Source organism: Salipiger abyssi, from assembly GCF_017311415.1.
Lineage (GTDB): Bacteria > Pseudomonadota > Alphaproteobacteria > Rhodobacterales > Rhodobacteraceae > Salipiger > Salipiger abyssi_A.
Genome location: NZ_JAEKIS010000016.1, coordinates 1 through 17,030 on the forward strand (window position 1 = coordinate 1; position 17,030 = coordinate 17,030).

Below are 17,030 nucleotides of genomic sequence, written 5' to 3' on the forward strand. Positions count from 1 at the left end.
TCAGGCTGGCCGCCGCCAGCTCTTTGGTAAGCGCGGCGGCCAGCCTGAAAACTGCCTACCGTCAACGCCTGTCACCCATCCTACGGCAAGGTGGCATGCGGTGCAGACTGTCAAGATAAGGCAACAAGCTCTTCGCGGGCGTAGCCTTCATCGCCCCAACGCTTCCGGCCAAAGTCACGGTCAAGGCGGGTTTTGTGCTTCGTCCAGTGGGTCAGCTCATGGGCAAGCGTGGCGTAATAGCTCTCAGGGCTGCGGAAGGTCTCGAATGCTGGCATCTGTACATGGTCGCTGCCGTTCGCATAGTGGGCGCTGTTCCCGCCGTGGCGGATGTCCGCGCCAGTGTTTCCGAAAAATCTTTCTGCGTGCTCGATCCGCAAGGCTGGGTCAATGATCGGCTCGGGCTTCAAATAGTAGTGCTCGGGCAAGCCTTCGATCTGCTCGACGTTGAAAACGCTGTAACCCTTCATGAACGGAATTTTCCGCTCTTCCTCGCTGCCGTCGTCCTGTTCTTCGGTTTTGGTGATGGTGTTGGCATAGACCACCAGATTTCCGCGCTCGCCCTTGCGCACATGTGCGCCCAGCTCTTTCGCCTGTTTGAACGTCATCCAATACGGCGAGAGATAACCCGCCTCGACGCTCGCGCCCCAAAGCATCAGCACATTGATTCCGTTATACGGCATGCCGTTGTGCCGTAGCGGCTTGGTGATCTTCCCCTCTAAATTGCCAGCGTTCCAAGGTTGCAGCCAAGACAGCTCGCCCCTTTCCAGATCGGCAATAATCTTGTCGGTTACTTTCTGATATACATCTGTTTTCATGTCCTTTTTCCTCCATTGGATAGTCGGTTGCGCATGCAACCGAACTAGGCCCGCGCCAATGAGCGGGGGGAGGCCGTCAAGATCGAAAGGATCGGAAAGTGGTGCGGGCGCAGTCCCGCCGTAGCCGCAGGCGAAGGAGGACGAGCCACGGCTCCGATCCTTTCTCCCGCAGCCCAGGCAAGGGACTTGGGTCTTGACGGAGGATGGGGCTGGAAGCCCCCCTGAAACGAAGGAGAAACGCGCGGCTGCTATACAGCCGCGCTCAGCCAGAGGGGTGCATCAAGCGCCCCGACACTTGCGCAAGGGATTGATGCCCGAAGGGCCGAGACTACAGGCTCGGCACGCGAAAGCCCGGCCCTGCCCATGCGGGGTGCGCCCAAAGAATAAATATTAAAGGCTTTTCGCAAGAGCATCGGCGAAGCGCTTCAACCCACGCCGACCTGAAATCCCGCAAACACTTAGTTCAATTGCCCTGATATGAACCCCGTCGGCTATGGCAGTTGCAAATTCTGCCGCATGTCCAACTTCGTCACTTGGAGACACAGACCCTTCCACCGGCCTTGGATAGACAAGCGCCACTTCGAAGATTCCGGTGGCGCGTGCAAATGCAAGCGATTCATAGATGTCGGCATTTGAAATTGATGTGGAAGAACGATCTACATGCCCCTTATATTTTGCATCAACGATAATACGGCGTGTGCCTGCCGCACCTGGAATACCAACGATTGCATCTGGAACCACGTTGAGAGTCCTGATTGCGCCATCTTGCGTTCTGGTCCCGAGTTTATTTGGCGACTGGAGCTGGACGTTCTTGGGAGAAAAGGCACTACGCAGCGATAGCGAGATAAGCTGTTCCCATACTTGCCATGTCTGCATGACGTAGCCTGGGGCAAGCGCGTTTTTGGGATCATAAGCGCCTCCGAGACCACGGAGGATATCGAGCGATAGATCGAATGTTGGTTGCCAAGCCCGCGAGCGGCTTGGAAGTCTCCGATCCTGTAGGCGCAAGGGCCTTGGCTGTTGCGGGAGATGCTGCGCAAGTCGCTCAAGGCGCACGCGGGTTTCAACGTCAGGGACAATCGGTGCCAGACCCGCTGCGGCGGCTCTGATAACTGCGTTGTAAGGGTTTTCTCGGGTGAACGATGTGACGGATTGCGGAAACCCCTCTTCGGAGGGCACAGACAAATCTTCTGGGTCGAAATCCCCTTCGATGGCAAATTCACTTTGGTGTAGGCGTCGATACGTGCGCAAAGGTCTGCGCTGGTTTTTCCAGTACATCTCGATAAGGGACCGACCGATCAATGTCGCAAGATCGGAGGTCGCCCGTGAAGATGACTTGAGGCCTTCATTGTCTAGCAAGCGGCCGTGGTGCGAAAGCATAGCCAGCAAAAAGAAATCTTCACGCCATCCGGGTGCGGAACCGAGGAATTTTGGTGCAATTTCAAGCTCCAGCCCGGACGCCAGAACGAGCAAGCCTGCCACGTTCTGAAACTGGAAGCGGTCGGCATTGATCGATAGCGGAACGCTCTCAAGGCCGAGGATACCGCGTACACGGTCCCCGGCGCGGAGCAATAGCTCCCGAGCGTTCGAAGCGCTAACGTCGCTACGCCGGGCAATCTCTTCATGCAGCGCGGATGGCTTTGCGTATTCGATAGCTGTAAAGCGCTGCCACGGGCGCATGACGATCAGACGGCCTTCTGTGATAGAGCGAGGAAAAGCTCATACAGCTGCGAGGCGTCAACGCTGACAGGGCCATTTATCATGGCGCGGGGCGCATCCCCGAAGGATGTTTCTTCAAGAACGTATGGGTTTCCTGCAATACCACGGTCCGCATTCAAGATGATGGCTGTGCCGCGAACATCGCCGAAGAAGGCCTCGTCAATATGGTTTTTGATCGTTCGCCATGCTGTTGCGAAATGCGCAAGTGCGTCTGTAACGCTTGAAGGCTTGGCGTTGTTCGCCATCAGTACCCCGTGACCGATCCTAAATTCAGGCCCCCGGCCAAGCGCAATTCTGCCATTTACGGCATCAAAGGCTTGGATAGCGGCTTCTATCACGTCGGCTGCTGAGCTTGGTGTCGGTGGCAGCGTCGATGCCGGAGTCGTGGCAACGCCGAAATGTGCGCGAAGGACTGAGGACTTGGGCTCCAGGTTGAAGGGAGCCCAGCGGCGCAAGAAAGCTACATCCAGCGGCTCGACTGAGACATCGGCCTGGTTCATGGCCGCGAGGATATAGAGCCTCGGCGGAAATGCGTACTCGATCAGATCACCCGTCGCAGGGTCGATAAGATCAAAGAACTGCGTCGCGGGTGTCGGCTTGCCGTCTGCTGCAAGGCGTTTGTCAGCCTCGATGGCCACGATCGCGCCGCCAAACACTTGAACGGTTGGACCACGGTTGATTTCATCAATAATAAGCAGTGCCGCGCTGTCGGCCTGCTTGGCGTATTCGCTGGCCCTGTAGAGGATACCTTCGGTGATCCTGAACGATCCCGGTGGCTTGCCGCTTCGGACATCAGGCATCATGCCGGTGAGGAAATCCCGATACTTGCTAGATTGATGAAGGACACATCGAAAGACTTTTCGGTTGGAGGACTTACCGATTGCCCCTGGAAGGGTCGTGGTCGGTGTCGGCGGGATGGGCACCGCTGCTCCGCGCTTGTGAACGGGCGTGCTAGCGTGCCCCTTGTTCTCAAACAGAGTTGCTACTTCGCTAAGGAGCATAGACTTTCCAGTACCCGGCGGCCCCGCAAGCAGAACATTGCGGCTGTTTTCTAAAAGATCCAGAATTTCACTAGCGTCAGCCATGGGGGTATTGCTCTTTAGTTACCAAGTCGAGAAATGCTGATTTGCAGCCATCTGCGAACCAATCTCGTGCTAGTTTTTCGATCTTAGGGTCCCAAGTGTTAGGAGAAAGAAGGCTTGTCTCTGTTGTGAAGTACAACCAGACAGCACCATCTGCCTGTTGAAGAATCATAATAACGGAGTGCCCGCCATTAGGGTCCGGCTTTATAAGGTTGTCGACATGTAGACTGGATACCCGCCCGATCTTGCACTCGAATGGGCGAGATGGATATGGCGGCCATACCTCTAGCTCAGCGACTTTGTCAGACGCGCCATCATTCCAATTTAAGTCTCCAAAGTAGATAGTTTTTTTCCGTTTGGTTCTACGCCCGGTAAAAATCTTCCCCAGAAATGGGAAAAATTCATCCTGCGGGTTAAATCTCAGGTCTCTCGCGCCGCCGCCACTCGCTGCATCATTTGACTCTGCTCTGGCTTTTCTTTTGTCGCCTTCATCTACTCGTTGAAGGATTACTCGAACAACCGCTGCTCCATTCCCGCTCATATGCTTCTCTTTCTTTTTATACACTTAAGGCCACTGGCGAACTCGGAGCTAACGTAGGGAACCGCGCCGAGCTTGCGCATGGCCTCTACGCGCTGCGCATATTGCGTGATTTCCCCGCTTGTTTTTTTCAGCCAAGTCAAAAGCAGGAAGTCTTGGGTCACGGTGGACGACATCTCGCCGGGCAATGGTGGTTGGCCACGATCCAACAGTGGAAAGTCGCGGAGCATGAGCCGTACATCATCCTCCGAACACCCATAGGCTCTGGCAACAAGTACGTCCGCTTCACAGCGCAGTTCAGCTATACGCCAAACGTGGTCGAGGCCCGAGTTTTCTGCCTGATCGAGGTCATGCAATTTTTTGGCGATCCCAATGAGGCGCTGCGCAGGAAGTGAGGCAATATCAAGACCTGGCAGGCGTAGCGACAGAAGGACAAAGTAGTTCACGGTGGTTGTCACGACGCGTCGAAGCAGCCAGTCAAAAGGTAGTGAGTTGACCACTGCTAGCCATAGGAACAGCCGGTCCTCTGATGGATCATTGGGGAAGGAGACGGTCGGAACCTTGTTTCCGCAGATGACATCCGGGGGGATCACGGAGGCCATCATGGACCGCTCATTGGTTTGCCCTGTGATATCGCAAAAACCGGCGCGTAGCCGTTGTGAGCGCCGCGTGGCTTCTGCGGATGCCACGCTCATTGGTAGCCAGAATTGTGGGGCGATCCGGCTTTCGCCTGGCGAGAGATTGCGCCAGACGGCGCTTCTTCCTTCACCCGAGACGTAAGACTTACAACCCAAGCGATGCGGTTGCACCATGCGTCCTTCGATAACAGGCAAACAGCCGTCCTTTGGCTGCTTGACGAAGTGGCGACGCCCATGGGTCATATCGATTTCGCGGCAAAACTCAGGATACCAGGGAGAATCCTCAGTAGATGGAAGCACACCGCCGATCTGCATCTTCTTAAATAGTCGCCATTCCTCTGCTGAGCGTATCTCGGGCAGAGTGAGATCGGGGCGTAGCTTTTCGAGGTCCTTGAGCGGCAGCCGGACTGACGGGACGGCGGTGACGCTTTCATTGTCAGCGGAGGCATGGCTAATCTTTATAGACGCAAGCGGTTTGCCGGAATCTGTTTTGCGGCGATAATTCACGACGAGAAATTTGAAGCGCGTATCGATGGCAAAATGCCGGGCGCGGTTCTCCAAAACCGTGAAGGTGAGATCATCGGTGCCGTTTGCCAGTGCGCGCCGCAGGGGTTCTGTATTCAGAGAGCGGATTAGACCTGCCGGAACCAGTAGAGCACCGTGCCCGCCTGCACGTGTGAGCTTATAGAGTAGTTCGGTGAAAGCGACGTAGAGATCAGGTTCACCTTTTGCAAGCAACGGGTATCGCTCAATAAGCGTACCGGCCATAGCAGCCCGTTCGGTCTTGGCCTCTTGATATCCGGCGAGTGATTGCAGGCGGTAGCTGGTTCCGTAATCGCGGGTTTCCCCGCTCGCCTTGATATACTCGTGCCTTGTGAGTTTGACCTTCTCCCAAGGAGGGTTCGCAATCACGATGTCAAAGCCATCGCGGCTCATATCAAGCCACGCAGAATCTGAGGCAAGAAGGCTATCCTGGGCACGCCAACGAGAGTGCATGGTGGCGATAGCGCCCAAGTCATCTGTGAGAGATGCAAGGGAGAGCCGAGTCCCGCGCAAAGCCATGGGCGAAAGATCGGCGGCATAGACCGAATTCCGCAGCCAGTCACTGGCGAGAATTCGATCCGGCCCGCAAGCCACAATGGAAACGGCTGTAAGCAATATTCCAGCGCCGCAGGCTGGATCAATGACCTTGGCACCTTCCTTGAGTTGCTTCTCCACACTGTGAGCCAAATGCAGAGCAAGGCGAAAGTCTGTGTGATACGCACCGCTGCTGCGTTGTTGGCTGTGATCCAATGCTTCGCGGGCAAGTGCACTCAAACAAAGGGAAGGATGGATACCTGTATCGTCCAATAGCTGAACAAGCGTTCTGGCATCATCCAAGAAGCGCTCGGGCGCGGCCAAAGGCTTAATCCCGAATTGCCCACAAAATTCAGCAAAATCGAAGCCGCCTAGACGGGCAGATGCCGCTTCCAATAGCTGAAAGCGCAGCTCATCACTATTCCCATGATGACGCGCAAGGCATTGCGCTATGTAGGCATCGGCCTTCGCCAGACGCTTTCCTTCGACGGTGCTAGACGGTTTCATGCGGCAACGCGCTTTGCTTCCTTCGTTTTTTCAATACAGAAAAGCAGCTCTCCCACATCGGAGGCAGCTTCGCTGGCGGCTCTATTTGGGCGGTAGCGACCGATATTTTGGAGCGAATGGACACTTAGCTGCCCAATCCCTGCAAGAGTATCGGAGAGCGATGTGATCGGCACATGTCCCTCGGTGCTATAGGAAAGAAAGATGCGCCGTGCAGGAAGGCTGGCGACCAGGCGTTCAATAGCCTTGGCGGCTCTTACCTTGTAGCAAAAATCGGATGCCTTTTCCCGCCATGGCCGAATGCCGCAAACCCCTTCGACTTCGGGTTCGTCGCCTAGCGCAATAGTTTCTAGAATGTGATAATAGGCGGCGTATTGGCGTTTCGTGTACGGTGGATCGAGATAGACAGTATCTTCGGGCTTGCATGATACTTGATGCACATCCTGCGTGCCCATAGTCGCGTGCGGAACGCTATTGGGAAAACTGGATCGCTCAACGAACAATGTATCGAGGGATTGCCTCTGCCATTTGGAAAGGAAGCATCCATAGGTTCCGGCGGTGTTTGCAACGCGGTTCGCGGCCCGCATCAAATCAGCGATAAGGACCCGTTCTTCTTGTGTCGTGACAAGCTCACGCTCTCGCCAATCACGAATCTGCCGTCGCATCCCGTCGATTTTTTTGGCGTTCTCTTCGGTAAAATACATCCGAGAGACGGCACCGTGGTCAGAGGAAGCCGGGCTATATTCCCGCCAAATAAAGCCGGGAATGGGTTTCACCTCGTTCAGAGCTGCAACAGCGTTGTCATAGCTGGAAAGCCCCCTGAAAGGTATGTCGGCACTGGACAAGACGCGCGCATAGGACATAATTGCTGATGACAAGAGGTGATCGTTAACATGTACCCTCCAGCCGGCGCGGGACGCAGCTTGAGCAACTGCGCCCGTGCCGGAAAAGGCATCCACGAAAACACCTCCATCAGGTTCACCAATATGATCGATGATAGCCTCCACGATGCGCGCCTTGGAGCCAATGTACCGGAATGACATGTGTGCGGGTCTCCCTGCCTTACTTGCTTTTTGTTGTCATGCCGGTGGTGAGCGGAAGTGGCATGGGTGGTTTCTTAGCCCATACAAACTGCTCGGGCGTTAAGGTCTGGCGCAATGTTTGATCGAATTCAGTGGTGTAGGCCTCTCGGAGGGGTGATCGACTCTTCTGCCAACATGGCACAAGCTACCGGGGGCTAGCAATATCTTGTGGGCAGATGAGGCCGGAATGCTGCTTCTGGTGCCGCCTGAGCGACAACAGGACGGTGTTTGGTTCTGTGCAGGTGGAAAAGTCACACTCTCCAAGCCCTGCGAGCTGGGTTCAGGGGGGCGGCGATAGGCCTCATGATCGGGTTCAGCGCCGACGCGCTGGCGGCATCCAAACCGCGCAGGGTTGGTCAGGGGTCCACGGGGGCAGGAACGCCCCATGGTCGATGGGATGGTTCCAAGGAAGGGCTGCTATGAAATGCTCTTTTCCTGGTCTCGATGAAATCGTCTCCATGAAATGGCGCACATCCAAACTGCGGAAGGTTGGTCTCCATGAAATGGTCATGGGGGTATCGGTGGGAGCAGGAACGCTCCCCTGATTGGTGATGCAACGGCCAAAGGTTGCGAGTGGTTTCAAGGGGCGCGATAGCCCTTTGATCCATGGTTCGGTGCAGGTGGAGAGGGACTTCTCCAAGCCCTGCGAGTGGTTGATCGGCGATACGATCTATGGCTCTGGAATGGGTTCAATGCCCAGGAAGAGCCACTGGCCGGGGGGATGCAACGGGGGCGCGCAGCGGGACCCCTTGCCAAGCTGTTTTGTACTACAAAACACAGCTTGCGGTCCGACTTATCTCAGCCGTCCCTCATCCGGGGCGGGCTTGTAGTACAAGGCTCTAAGCTGCCCTCGGATACCAAAACGGACTCTATCGAACCGCTGACCACGATGCGCTGCAATATCGATGATCTATACTCAGGTCTCTTTCAAGGGGGCTTCGATGATGGCACGGGCGTTGGCGTAGACCTCGCGCAGTTCTTCGTCCGCCACCTTCGCTGCTTCTTCTTCCAGCGACAGTAGCGCCGCGTCGTAGATATCGCGGGTGTCATCATCGGAGATTACGCCCCGTTCGGCCAGATTCCCGATAAGGGCAGAAATCAGAGCCGAACTTACAAAATCCGACGCCGTGACATTGTTAACCCGCTCTCTCAATTCTTCAATGTCCATATTCTGAAATTAACCTCCGCTAAAAAAATATACCGTCAAAACTTTCTTGCTTCTTAATAACTCATAAGCAATTATTATGATACAATTGTTTTCATGGGGACTATGAGATTTTTAGCCTTTGCACTTTTGACATTATATCTTTCGGCGGGTTCTTCCCAGGCGCAGACGGCGCTTGATCTCTCTGGCGCAAATGGTGGTTCTGTGAAGCTAGGATATGATTACCGCAGCTGTGAAGCGGGAGTTGAAGGCGCGATGCGATGCAGTGGGTATATTCCGAATGCGACGAATTGGGACGGCACCACAACCTACCTGTCATCATCCAGCATTTCCGGCCTGAGCGATGGTAAAAAAGGAACATTTAGCGTCTGGTTCAAAACAGATGATTACACAACCGACCACTATGTTTTCGAAGCACAATCTTCACGCTTTTATATCAACTTTAACGACAACAACGGCCGTATGCACTTCGCTGGACGTGACTCCACAGGCACATCAATGCTCTATGCCATGACCGACGACAACTCGATCGTACAAGGCCAGTGGCATCACCTCATGGCTTCATGGGATACAAGCGAAGGCGCAGATGCCAGCACATGCACAACATGCCACATATATCTGGATGGCGTTGATCAAACCGGCAATGGCTTTGTTACATATTCTGATGCCGCCGACATAAATTACGTACGCGCAGCCTACAGAGTCGGCGCACAAGTCTCCGGCGCTAATTTATGGCAAGGCGGCATCGCTGATCTCTGGATCGATTTTGACACAAATATAGACCTCTCTGTTGCATCAAACCGTGAAAAATTCATCGATGCCAGTGGGAACCCGGTTTATCTGGGGCTTGATGGCTCCCTCCCAACCGGAAGCGCACCTGACATTTTCCTCTCCGGCGCGACTGATGACTGGCACACCAATAAGGGCGCAGGCGGTGGCTTCACCGAAAACGGAGCGCTCACCACTGCTGGCTATCCACCAGGTGATGACGGGCACAATAAGAACGGCCTTATCGGATGGTGGAGACTAGACGAAACCAGCGGAACAACGGCAGAAGATAGCAGCGGCTATGGGAATGATGGCGCGATGAGTGGCGGCCTAAGCGGTGCCCAATCCGAAACAGCAAAGGTTGGCACAGGTTTAAGTCTTTCCGGCGGCAATTATGAAATCGAAATTCCGAACAGTACCAGCTTACAGCCAGCGAGCGAAGTCACACTCTCCGTTTGGGCCAAGTCTGATTGGTCCACAGGCGGGCAAGTACTCATCGCCAAGCAGGTCGGTACAGGCAGTACAGATTGGCGCAACAGCTATACGCTTCTGGTGTCTTCCCCTAATCTCCAAGGATATGCAGGTCATGGTGGAAACATGCAGGGCATTTCCTACGATTTTTCACCGGAAACGGATCGTTGGTATCACTTTGCCTATACTTATAGCGATTCAGCCAATACGCATAAGCTTTTCATTGATGGTGTTGAGGTTAACTCAGGAAGCAATAGCGCCTCTCTCGGTTACAATACATCGCCCGTCACATTGGGATTTGATTATGAAGATGAAGCTCTGACCCAGAATCTTTACCATTTTGGCGGCGTGATGGATGATGTTCGCATCTACAACCGCGCCCTGAGCCCAACTGAGATTGCTGAACTCTACAGCGGCGGATGTCCAGGCGGCAGCCCGAAATACATTCAGGCGTGTACTTCTGACGATACATTGACAAACGGGCTTATAAGCCATTGGAAATTCGACGAAGAAACAGGCAGCGCCACAGCATACGATTCAATGACCGGTATTACCGGAACTGTCGAACCCTCAACAACACTAACATCCGCCACGGGCGTTATTCGCGGCGCTGTTGATGTTCAGGATCTATACTACATCGATGCCGGTAGTGACGACGTTTACAGCCTTGATGAAAGCTGGAGCCTATCCGTTTGGGCAAAAACAACAAATGTCGGTGACGGTCAACAAATCGTCATGAAGAACTCCTTCCCCAATCGTACCTATCATCTCTTGTTCGAGACCGCCGGCACGATCATGTTCGGATATGATGCCCCTAGTGGCTTTGCAGGCCGAAGGACAACTGGCACTTTTGATAATGATCAATGGCACCACATCATTGCGACTTTTGACGATACAACAAATTCACTGGCTATCTATGTTGATGGCGTCGCCGTGGCACAATCCTCCTTCGGCGCGGGTTCCGGTGAGGAGCCAAACACACTCTCCGGCGGCACTCTACGCTTATTGGCACATGCCGGCGCAGGCGACGGGTTTTACGGTCTTGTCGATGACTTCCGCATCTATAACCGCGTCATAACTGCCGAAGAAGCCCTGCGGCACTACCAAGGTGCATATTCTTGGAAAAACTGGGGCGAGTAGAATTGGATTGAATGCATCTGTGTCGAAAAAAGTGATCCGCGCGGATTCAGAGTTTTATGGCGCTTGTGCTGGAATTCAATCTTGCCTATTAACCAATTTTAAGAGAAAATAGGTTATTATAGTAAAATGATGAATTTCGGGGTATTGGATGATGAAATTTTTTATTTTTGTATTATTTCTGGCGATTGCGCCACTTCACGCCAATGCGCAAGAGAGCGCAGAGACTCCACCGGCGGATACGCGGATCGAAGTCGATGAGGATAATGATGTTATTCGGTTCTTCATCGACGGCGAGGAAGCGGCCTATCTGTCTAAGGAAGGCTTCATGGTGCGGGACAGCGTTGCCTATGGTGGGACGATTCGCGACCACAACGGAAAGGTTTTTGAATCTAATACCGCTGAGACGCCGCAGGAAGAAGTCGAATAGTGCGCGTTAAGTTGCGCACCTTTCGTGTCCGCTTGTGGGCATTGATTACCGAAGGGCGTGAGGTTAATTGGGGGGATTAAAGTAAGGTAGGTTTTAATGTTTAGAGTTTCTTTATGGATATTCATTCTATCGCTTTTTGTGATTCCCAATGCCGCGCAGGCACAAACTTCGGCAGACTTCTCTGGTGTCGGGGGCGGCTCCATAAGAGTTGGTGCGGATACTGATACTTGCGACAGCAGCAAGGAAGGCGCTATTCGCTACAACAGCTCTTCAAGTTGTGCGGAATATTGTGATGGCAACGACTGGACTTGTCCTAGCAGCGGTGGCTGTGTTGCACCTACATTGTGCCCGAACGTCGGTGATGTTTGTGATGACAGCGATGCCGGGACAACCAATGATCCGATTTTTGCTGGATTTATTTTGTATGGCACATCATGTGAAGCGCTTTATGTGACAGATGACAACCAAAGCGCGGGAACAGAGTGGCGAACCCCGAATCCGGGCCTGGATGATATAGCAACAGACTCCTATACAGATGGGAGAGCCAGTAGTGACCAGATTGCAAATTCTACGACCTTCCCTGCGTTTAAATTATGCAAGGATTTGACGGATGGTGGTTATTCCGATTGGTATCTGCCGTCTATTGACGAAATGTGGCTTCTTGCAAAGAATAGCTCTGACATTGATGTCAATGCGTCAGGCAGTTTCACTTCAAATTCTTACTGGATCTCAAATGAAGCGGGCATTTACAATGCCTTCCAGTTGGATATGTCGGTTCCATATTTCAACAACTTTGCCCCTAAGGACGCAACTCTTGAAGTGCGCTGTGTTCGTCGGGATTAAAAATTGACGTCGAGCTTATTGGTCTCTCGACTGTTTCCAACCTGTTTCTTGCGAAATTATCTTTGGCTCCCATGCACGGCGATCTATGGATTCTTGAAATTCCGCCGGTGGGTCATTCTCGGAATTTAACGTCTCCGATTTCCGGTCCGTTTCAGGTGGGCTTCTGATCCACTGAGTGTCGGCATCCAGTAGCCCAGCCTTTCCATCCTCAAATGCGAGGGGTGCCAAACAGGCACTCAACGCAACTTGATGAGAAAGGCCTACGTTTTGAAACCCGATAAACCCAATCTGCTCTCCCCCGAGGCGTATCTGCCTGGCGGCGGCGTACCCAACTTCAAAGCCGTCGCTGGCTTTGTCCTCGCGGTTCTTCTGGAACTCTCGATGCTGATCCTGCTGGCCTCGACCTATACCGAGACCATGGGGCTGGCTTCGAACCAGTACCTCTGTGATCTGCCCGGCGCGGGCGGTCTGTTCTGCATCATTGATGAGGACATGACCGTTTCGCATCTGCTGGCCTACCTGCTGGCCGTGTTTTCGATTTCGGTGCCGATCATGATTTGGTCGGCGGTGCTGGATGAAGACATCCACGAAGACCCGAGAAGCTGGCTTGCCAGCCCCATGAACCGCGTCAAAGCGGGCGTGGCAGGGCTGGTCTATGCCGCTGTAGTCGCCTTGGAGGCCACCAACCTCTACACGCTGATCGCTCAGCAAAGCGCGCCCGGCCCATGGGCTAAGCCGCAAGACGCCTCGCCAATGATGGATTTCCTAGCCCAAAACCAAGGTTTGGGAATTTTCGTCGCTCTTCTGATCGTCCTCGTGAACGCCGTGCTCGCGCTCTTGACCGTGCGCGCCACCCGTTCCCTGACAAAGAAAGACTGATCCATGCTTGCTAGATTCCTGACAACGACAGTCCTCGCCGGGGTGCTCACCCTTCAATCGTGCATTCCTGTCCATGCGAGGGGAGAGGACGAAGGTCCGACCTTCTTCGTCGTCTTCGAAAACGGCGGGGTCGTCACTGACCCCGAAGTACAGATCGAAACCGCCCGCAGCACTTTGGGTGAACTGGCGGAGCTGCGCCGCAGGCGCGCGATGCGTGATGCTGTGATCCACATCATCACCTCGGCCAACCCGACTGAAATCACCTGGTCGGGCACGCCGGATCAGCTCTACGAGCAAGGGACGGTGGTGATGGAAGCCTTGGCCATCCGTCCGACCTGTTCGGATTTGACGCTGGCCTGGGGTGAGGTGCGCAACAATTTGCGCATCAACCGGCCTGATGATCTGCGCCTGATCGGGATCGGCCCCTTCATTCACGCTGGATATCCTTGCGATGAAGGGGACGGGCTCATCACGCTTCCCCAGGAAGTGCCCGACGAGGTGCAGCTTGGAGCCATGGCCGCAGATGCCAGCTTCGTTCGGCTGCTCAATGTCCATGCCGATCAGGACGAGATGGTGCTGGAGCATCTGGAGGCCGCTGGCGTGCTGGCCCGCGTGACCTCCGGTGAACTCGATTTCGACCTTATGGACAAGGCGCGCACACGCTCCAATCTCGGCAACATTCTGGGGAGGGACTAAGCCATGTTTGCCCGTTCCTTCCTTCTATCCTCGGCGCTTGCCATCATCGGCAGCGCGGCTCTAGCAGAGAACCCTGTGCGCATTGATGATGCGCGCGGCGGCGGCCTGCCTGCCAGCATCGGCATCAAAGAACAGAGTGGAGGCGGCGAAGTTCGCCTCCAACTCGCCCCGCGCGTCGATACATCTGCCACCACCGATCTCAGCCTCCAACGCTGGCAGGATTTCAAAGGTGAAGTGCTGCTCAGCGTGCGCACCGATCCGGCGCTCGTGCCAAGCGCGCGCGTGCTGGAAATGGTCGCCTCCATCCAGATGGTGGATGATTTCGGGGCGGTGATCGCCAGCGGATTTGACATCAATGTCGAGCATGATGTCGTGTTGGCGGTCTCGGGCGGCAAGGCAGAAATCACGCACATCACAAATGATGAGCGCGGCCTCGTCATCACGGCTCTTGTCCGTGATGAGGCCGGAAACGTGATTGATCCGCCCCAAGGCGCTCTGGCGCTCTACCGCACTGGCGGCGAGCGTCTTTGCTTCGAAGAACAGATCGTGCAGGTGAAAAGCGCTTCGTCCGTTCCGCTAACGGCGTCAACTGCTGCCGTGCCAGGTGAGCGTCTTCCCATGAACTTCGTCATCCTGCTGGATCGCTCCGGCTCGATGAAGTCCGTCATGGAGGACGTAAAATCGGCGGCGCGCAGCTTCGTGCATGATCTGCCCGACAATGCCACATGCGCGGTCGGGGCATTCGCAGATAAGGGCGGCAGCTTCGAGCCATCCGAAGGGCTGGGCATAGGCCAATGCATTGCCTCCAACTTCCCGATGGACGGCGTAGTGGCAGGCGGCGGCACCGATCTCTTTCAACCGCTCAAAGTCACCTATGAGTGGCTGGCCGAAGAAAAGGCAGGCCAGCAAAGCGCCGTCATCATCATCACCGATGGTGCGCTCAACAAGCAAACCGATCTGCTGCACGTGGTCCGAGACCTCAAGGGAAGCGCGCTTACCTTCGTCTACTTCCTGGGTGGGCGCGAAGAGCGCTATCTGCGCTCTTTGGCGGATAGCTACCTCACCCATGAAGGCGATCTGGCCGACCAGCTCCCTCGCTACTTCCAAGTGCTGAGCGAGACCTATTCGAGCCAAACGGTGCTGCGTCAGGTCGCCTGCTCGGCAGAAGGCACGCAGCCATGAGGCGTTTCGACTTTCGAGAGAAGGAGGAAGCCCAACGGCGGCTCTGGAGTTATGATCCAGACAGCCACGGCTCAGCCAAATGGGCGGATTCCTTTCATTTGGCCGCGCGGGGCTACGGCCCCGCTGGCCTTCATACGGTTGGCTACTTGCCCGTAAATGATCCCCGGCAAGGCGCGGTGCGGGTGTCTTATGGCGGCGACCGCCATGAGCTGATTGTCGCCCCGACGCGCGGCGGCAAAGGCGTCTCGGGTTCGATCCCGCGACTGCTTGAACATCAGGGCAGCGCCATCGTTCTGGACATCAAAGATGGGGAGTTGGCGTTCATCACCGCAAGGTATCGCCGCGATGTCTTGGGGCAGAATGTTATCCTGATCGATCCCTTTGATGTAGCGGCCACCGAGCTTGGGTTTCCGCGCTCGTCCTTCAATCCATGCGCCCGCATCGAGCCTTTCGGCGACGATGCGTTCGATGATGCCATGCTGGCCGCCGATAGCCTCGTCATCCCCGATGGCGGCTCGGAAAGCCACTGGTCGGGCGAAGCGGCCAGCATGATTGCGGGGGTTTTGCTGCATACTGCCGAGCAAGGGACGGCCAGCTTAAAAGCCATGCGCAAAGCCTTGAACGCCAGCCGCGATGAGTTTCGGGCCATGATCGATCAAATGCTGGACTCGCCCTTTGATCTGGTCAAAGCCGCTGGCGGTCGGATCGACAATAAGGAAGAGCGCGAGCTTTCCAGCGTGATTTCAACCGCGCAGCGCAACACGCATTTTCTTGAAAGCCCGAGGCTGGCGGATGCGCTGAATAGCTCCGACTTTGACCCGGCCACGATTGGTGAAGATACCAGTATCTACATCATTCTGCCCGCCAGAAGGATCGGCACAGCGAGGCGCTTCTTGCGCGTGCTGATCGGGGCGCTGATCTCCAGCATCACCACGCTGCCGGAAAAGCCCTCCATCCCCGTGATGTTTCTCCTGGAAGAGATGGCCACGCTGGAGCGCATGGCGATCATTGAGCAAGCTGTGGGCCTCATGGCGGGGTTCGGCATGCAGTTCGTCATGGTGGTGCAGGACTTCACGCAGCTCAAAGACCTTTATCAGAACCGCTGGGAATCCTTCCTTGCCAATAGCGCGCTGATCCAGTGCTTTGGCACCAATGACCGCTTCACGGCGGATTACCTCTCGGCGCTTTGCGGCCAAACCAGCCTGCACCAGCTCAGCCTTGATAGCGCTATGGAGCGCGGGAAAATTCTGGGCGATCCAAACTTCCGCTCATTCTCGGATTCTAGCCAGGGGCGTGCGCTTATCACCTCTACTGAGCTGATGAGCCTGCATCCATCGGTGCAGGTGGCAGCGCTCGCCGCCGCGCGCCCTGTCATTGGCTACCGGCCTGTCTACTTCCTGGAGAAGCGATTTCGGGACCGCCGGGGCATGCCGCTCTACGATATTCATCCATCCCGCGCTGGCCAGCCCATCAGCCGTGCCGTGGATTTTTCTGCTCCCGGCCTCGCGCTCGGCGCGATGCTTGGCGATTACTTGAGCGTGGGGTGAGCCATGAGAAAATTCATCCTCCTGGCCGCTGCCAACATCATCTTTGGCTATGCCGCGCTCGCCATCTTGCTGAGCGGGATCATCAACCTGCCGCTCTTTCATCCATACTATGCGCAAGGCATCGGGATTGCCGGGCCAATCCCGCTTTTAATCTCTGCGCTTTGGAGCGCCATCCTGCTCTGGCAGGTGCGCCAAGTTTCGAACCTGCGAACGGTCGATCTGCCTGATGTCTCGGACGCGCTGGCGCGGGGCGATCATGATCCGGTGAGAACTCTCAACCACGGCCCCGCCGCGCCGGAATTGCTGGCGCGCGGCCTTGTATGGCTGTCGATCTTTGCCTTTCCGGTCTGGCTCGGCTGGCCGCTGTCGCTTCTATGGCCGGGGATGCTCTACGGCCTCTGGGCGCTGCTGCGCGCCAGTCTTTAAAACTTTCCAAAATAGAAAACCCCGAAGCGCG

At 55.3% G+C, this 17,030-nt stretch carries 15 protein-coding genes; 8 read left to right on the plus strand and 7 right to left on the minus strand.

Annotation, left to right across the window (positions count from 1 at the left end):
- Positions 1-110: 110 nt before the first annotated feature.
- From I6N89_RS18845 to I6N89_RS18875, 7 genes are all read right to left on the minus strand, one after another.
- Positions 111-815, minus strand: a complete 705-nt coding sequence (locus I6N89_RS18845) for an ArdC family protein (protein WP_236016724.1) — start codon at positions 813-815, stop codon at positions 111-113.
- Positions 816-1,205: 390 nt separating this feature from the next.
- Positions 1,206-2,495, minus strand: a complete 1,290-nt coding sequence (locus I6N89_RS18850; RefSeq protein ID WP_207020060.1) for a 5-methylcytosine restriction system specificity protein McrC — start codon at positions 2,493-2,495, stop codon at positions 1,206-1,208.
- A 5-nt stretch (positions 2,496-2,500) separates the two neighbouring features.
- Positions 2,501-3,619, minus strand: a complete 1,119-nt coding sequence (locus I6N89_RS18855) for an AAA family ATPase (protein ID WP_207020061.1) — start codon at positions 3,617-3,619, stop codon at positions 2,501-2,503.
- Complete coding sequence (locus tag I6N89_RS18860; RefSeq protein ID WP_207020062.1) at positions 3,612-4,157, minus strand: hypothetical protein; 546 nt, start codon at positions 4,155-4,157, stop codon at positions 3,612-3,614. Before I6N89_RS18860 ends, I6N89_RS18855 begins: the two co-directional genes overlap by 8 nt.
- Positions 4,154-6,376 carry an N-6 DNA methylase gene (locus tag I6N89_RS18865; RefSeq protein WP_207020063.1) on the minus strand — a complete coding sequence of 741 codons (2,223 nt, stop codon included), beginning with the start codon at positions 6,374-6,376 and terminating at the stop codon, positions 4,154-4,156. The genes I6N89_RS18860 and I6N89_RS18865 overlap by 4 nt, the downstream gene beginning before the upstream one ends.
- Positions 6,373-7,416 carry a DNA adenine methylase gene (locus tag I6N89_RS18870; RefSeq protein WP_207020064.1) on the minus strand — a complete coding sequence of 348 codons (1,044 nt, stop codon included), beginning with the start codon at positions 7,414-7,416 and terminating at the stop codon, positions 6,373-6,375. Before I6N89_RS18870 ends, I6N89_RS18865 begins: the two co-directional genes overlap by 4 nt.
- 955 nt (positions 7,417-8,371) lie before the next feature.
- Positions 8,372-8,623, minus strand: coding sequence for a hypothetical protein (locus tag I6N89_RS18875; RefSeq protein ID WP_207020065.1), 252 nt, complete (start codon positions 8,621-8,623; stop codon positions 8,372-8,374).
- 93 nt (positions 8,624-8,716) lie between these two features.
- On the opposite strand from I6N89_RS18875, the gene I6N89_RS18880 reads away from it, so the two are divergent.
- From I6N89_RS18880 to I6N89_RS18915, 8 genes are all read left to right on the plus strand, one after another.
- Positions 8,717-10,999 carry a LamG domain-containing protein gene (locus I6N89_RS18880; protein WP_207020066.1) on the plus strand — a complete coding sequence of 761 codons (2,283 nt, stop codon included), beginning with the start codon at positions 8,717-8,719 and terminating at the stop codon, positions 10,997-10,999.
- Positions 11,000-11,147: 148 nt separating this feature from the next.
- Positions 11,148-11,426 carry a hypothetical protein gene (locus I6N89_RS18885; protein ID WP_207020067.1) on the plus strand — a complete coding sequence of 93 codons (279 nt, stop codon included), beginning with the start codon at positions 11,148-11,150 and terminating at the stop codon, positions 11,424-11,426.
- A 96-nt stretch (positions 11,427-11,522) separates the two neighbouring features.
- Positions 11,523-12,269: a DUF1566 domain-containing protein gene (locus I6N89_RS18890; RefSeq protein WP_207020068.1), complete on the plus strand. Its 747-nt coding sequence runs from the start codon at positions 11,523-11,525 to the stop codon at positions 12,267-12,269.
- Positions 12,270-12,536: 267 nt separating this feature from the next.
- Positions 12,537-13,148, plus strand: coding sequence for a hypothetical protein (locus I6N89_RS18895; protein ID WP_207020069.1), 612 nt, complete (start codon positions 12,537-12,539; stop codon positions 13,146-13,148).
- 3 nt (positions 13,149-13,151) lie between these two features.
- Positions 13,152-13,844: a hypothetical protein gene (locus tag I6N89_RS18900; RefSeq protein WP_207020070.1), complete on the plus strand. Its 693-nt coding sequence runs from the start codon at positions 13,152-13,154 to the stop codon at positions 13,842-13,844.
- Between the two features lie 3 nt (positions 13,845-13,847).
- On the plus strand, positions 13,848-15,026 hold the full coding sequence (locus I6N89_RS18905; RefSeq protein WP_207020071.1) for a VWA domain-containing protein: 1,179 nt from the start codon (positions 13,848-13,850) through the stop codon (positions 15,024-15,026).
- Positions 15,023-16,573, plus strand: a complete 1,551-nt coding sequence (locus I6N89_RS18910) for a type IV secretory system conjugative DNA transfer family protein (RefSeq protein WP_207020072.1) — start codon at positions 15,023-15,025, stop codon at positions 16,571-16,573. Before I6N89_RS18905 ends, I6N89_RS18910 begins: the two co-directional genes overlap by 4 nt.
- A gap of 3 nt (positions 16,574-16,576) precedes the next feature.
- A complete protein-coding gene (locus I6N89_RS18915) occupies positions 16,577-16,999 on the plus strand; it encodes a hypothetical protein (protein WP_207020073.1) in 423 nt (140 codons plus the stop codon).
- Positions 17,000-17,030 lie beyond the last annotated feature (31 nt).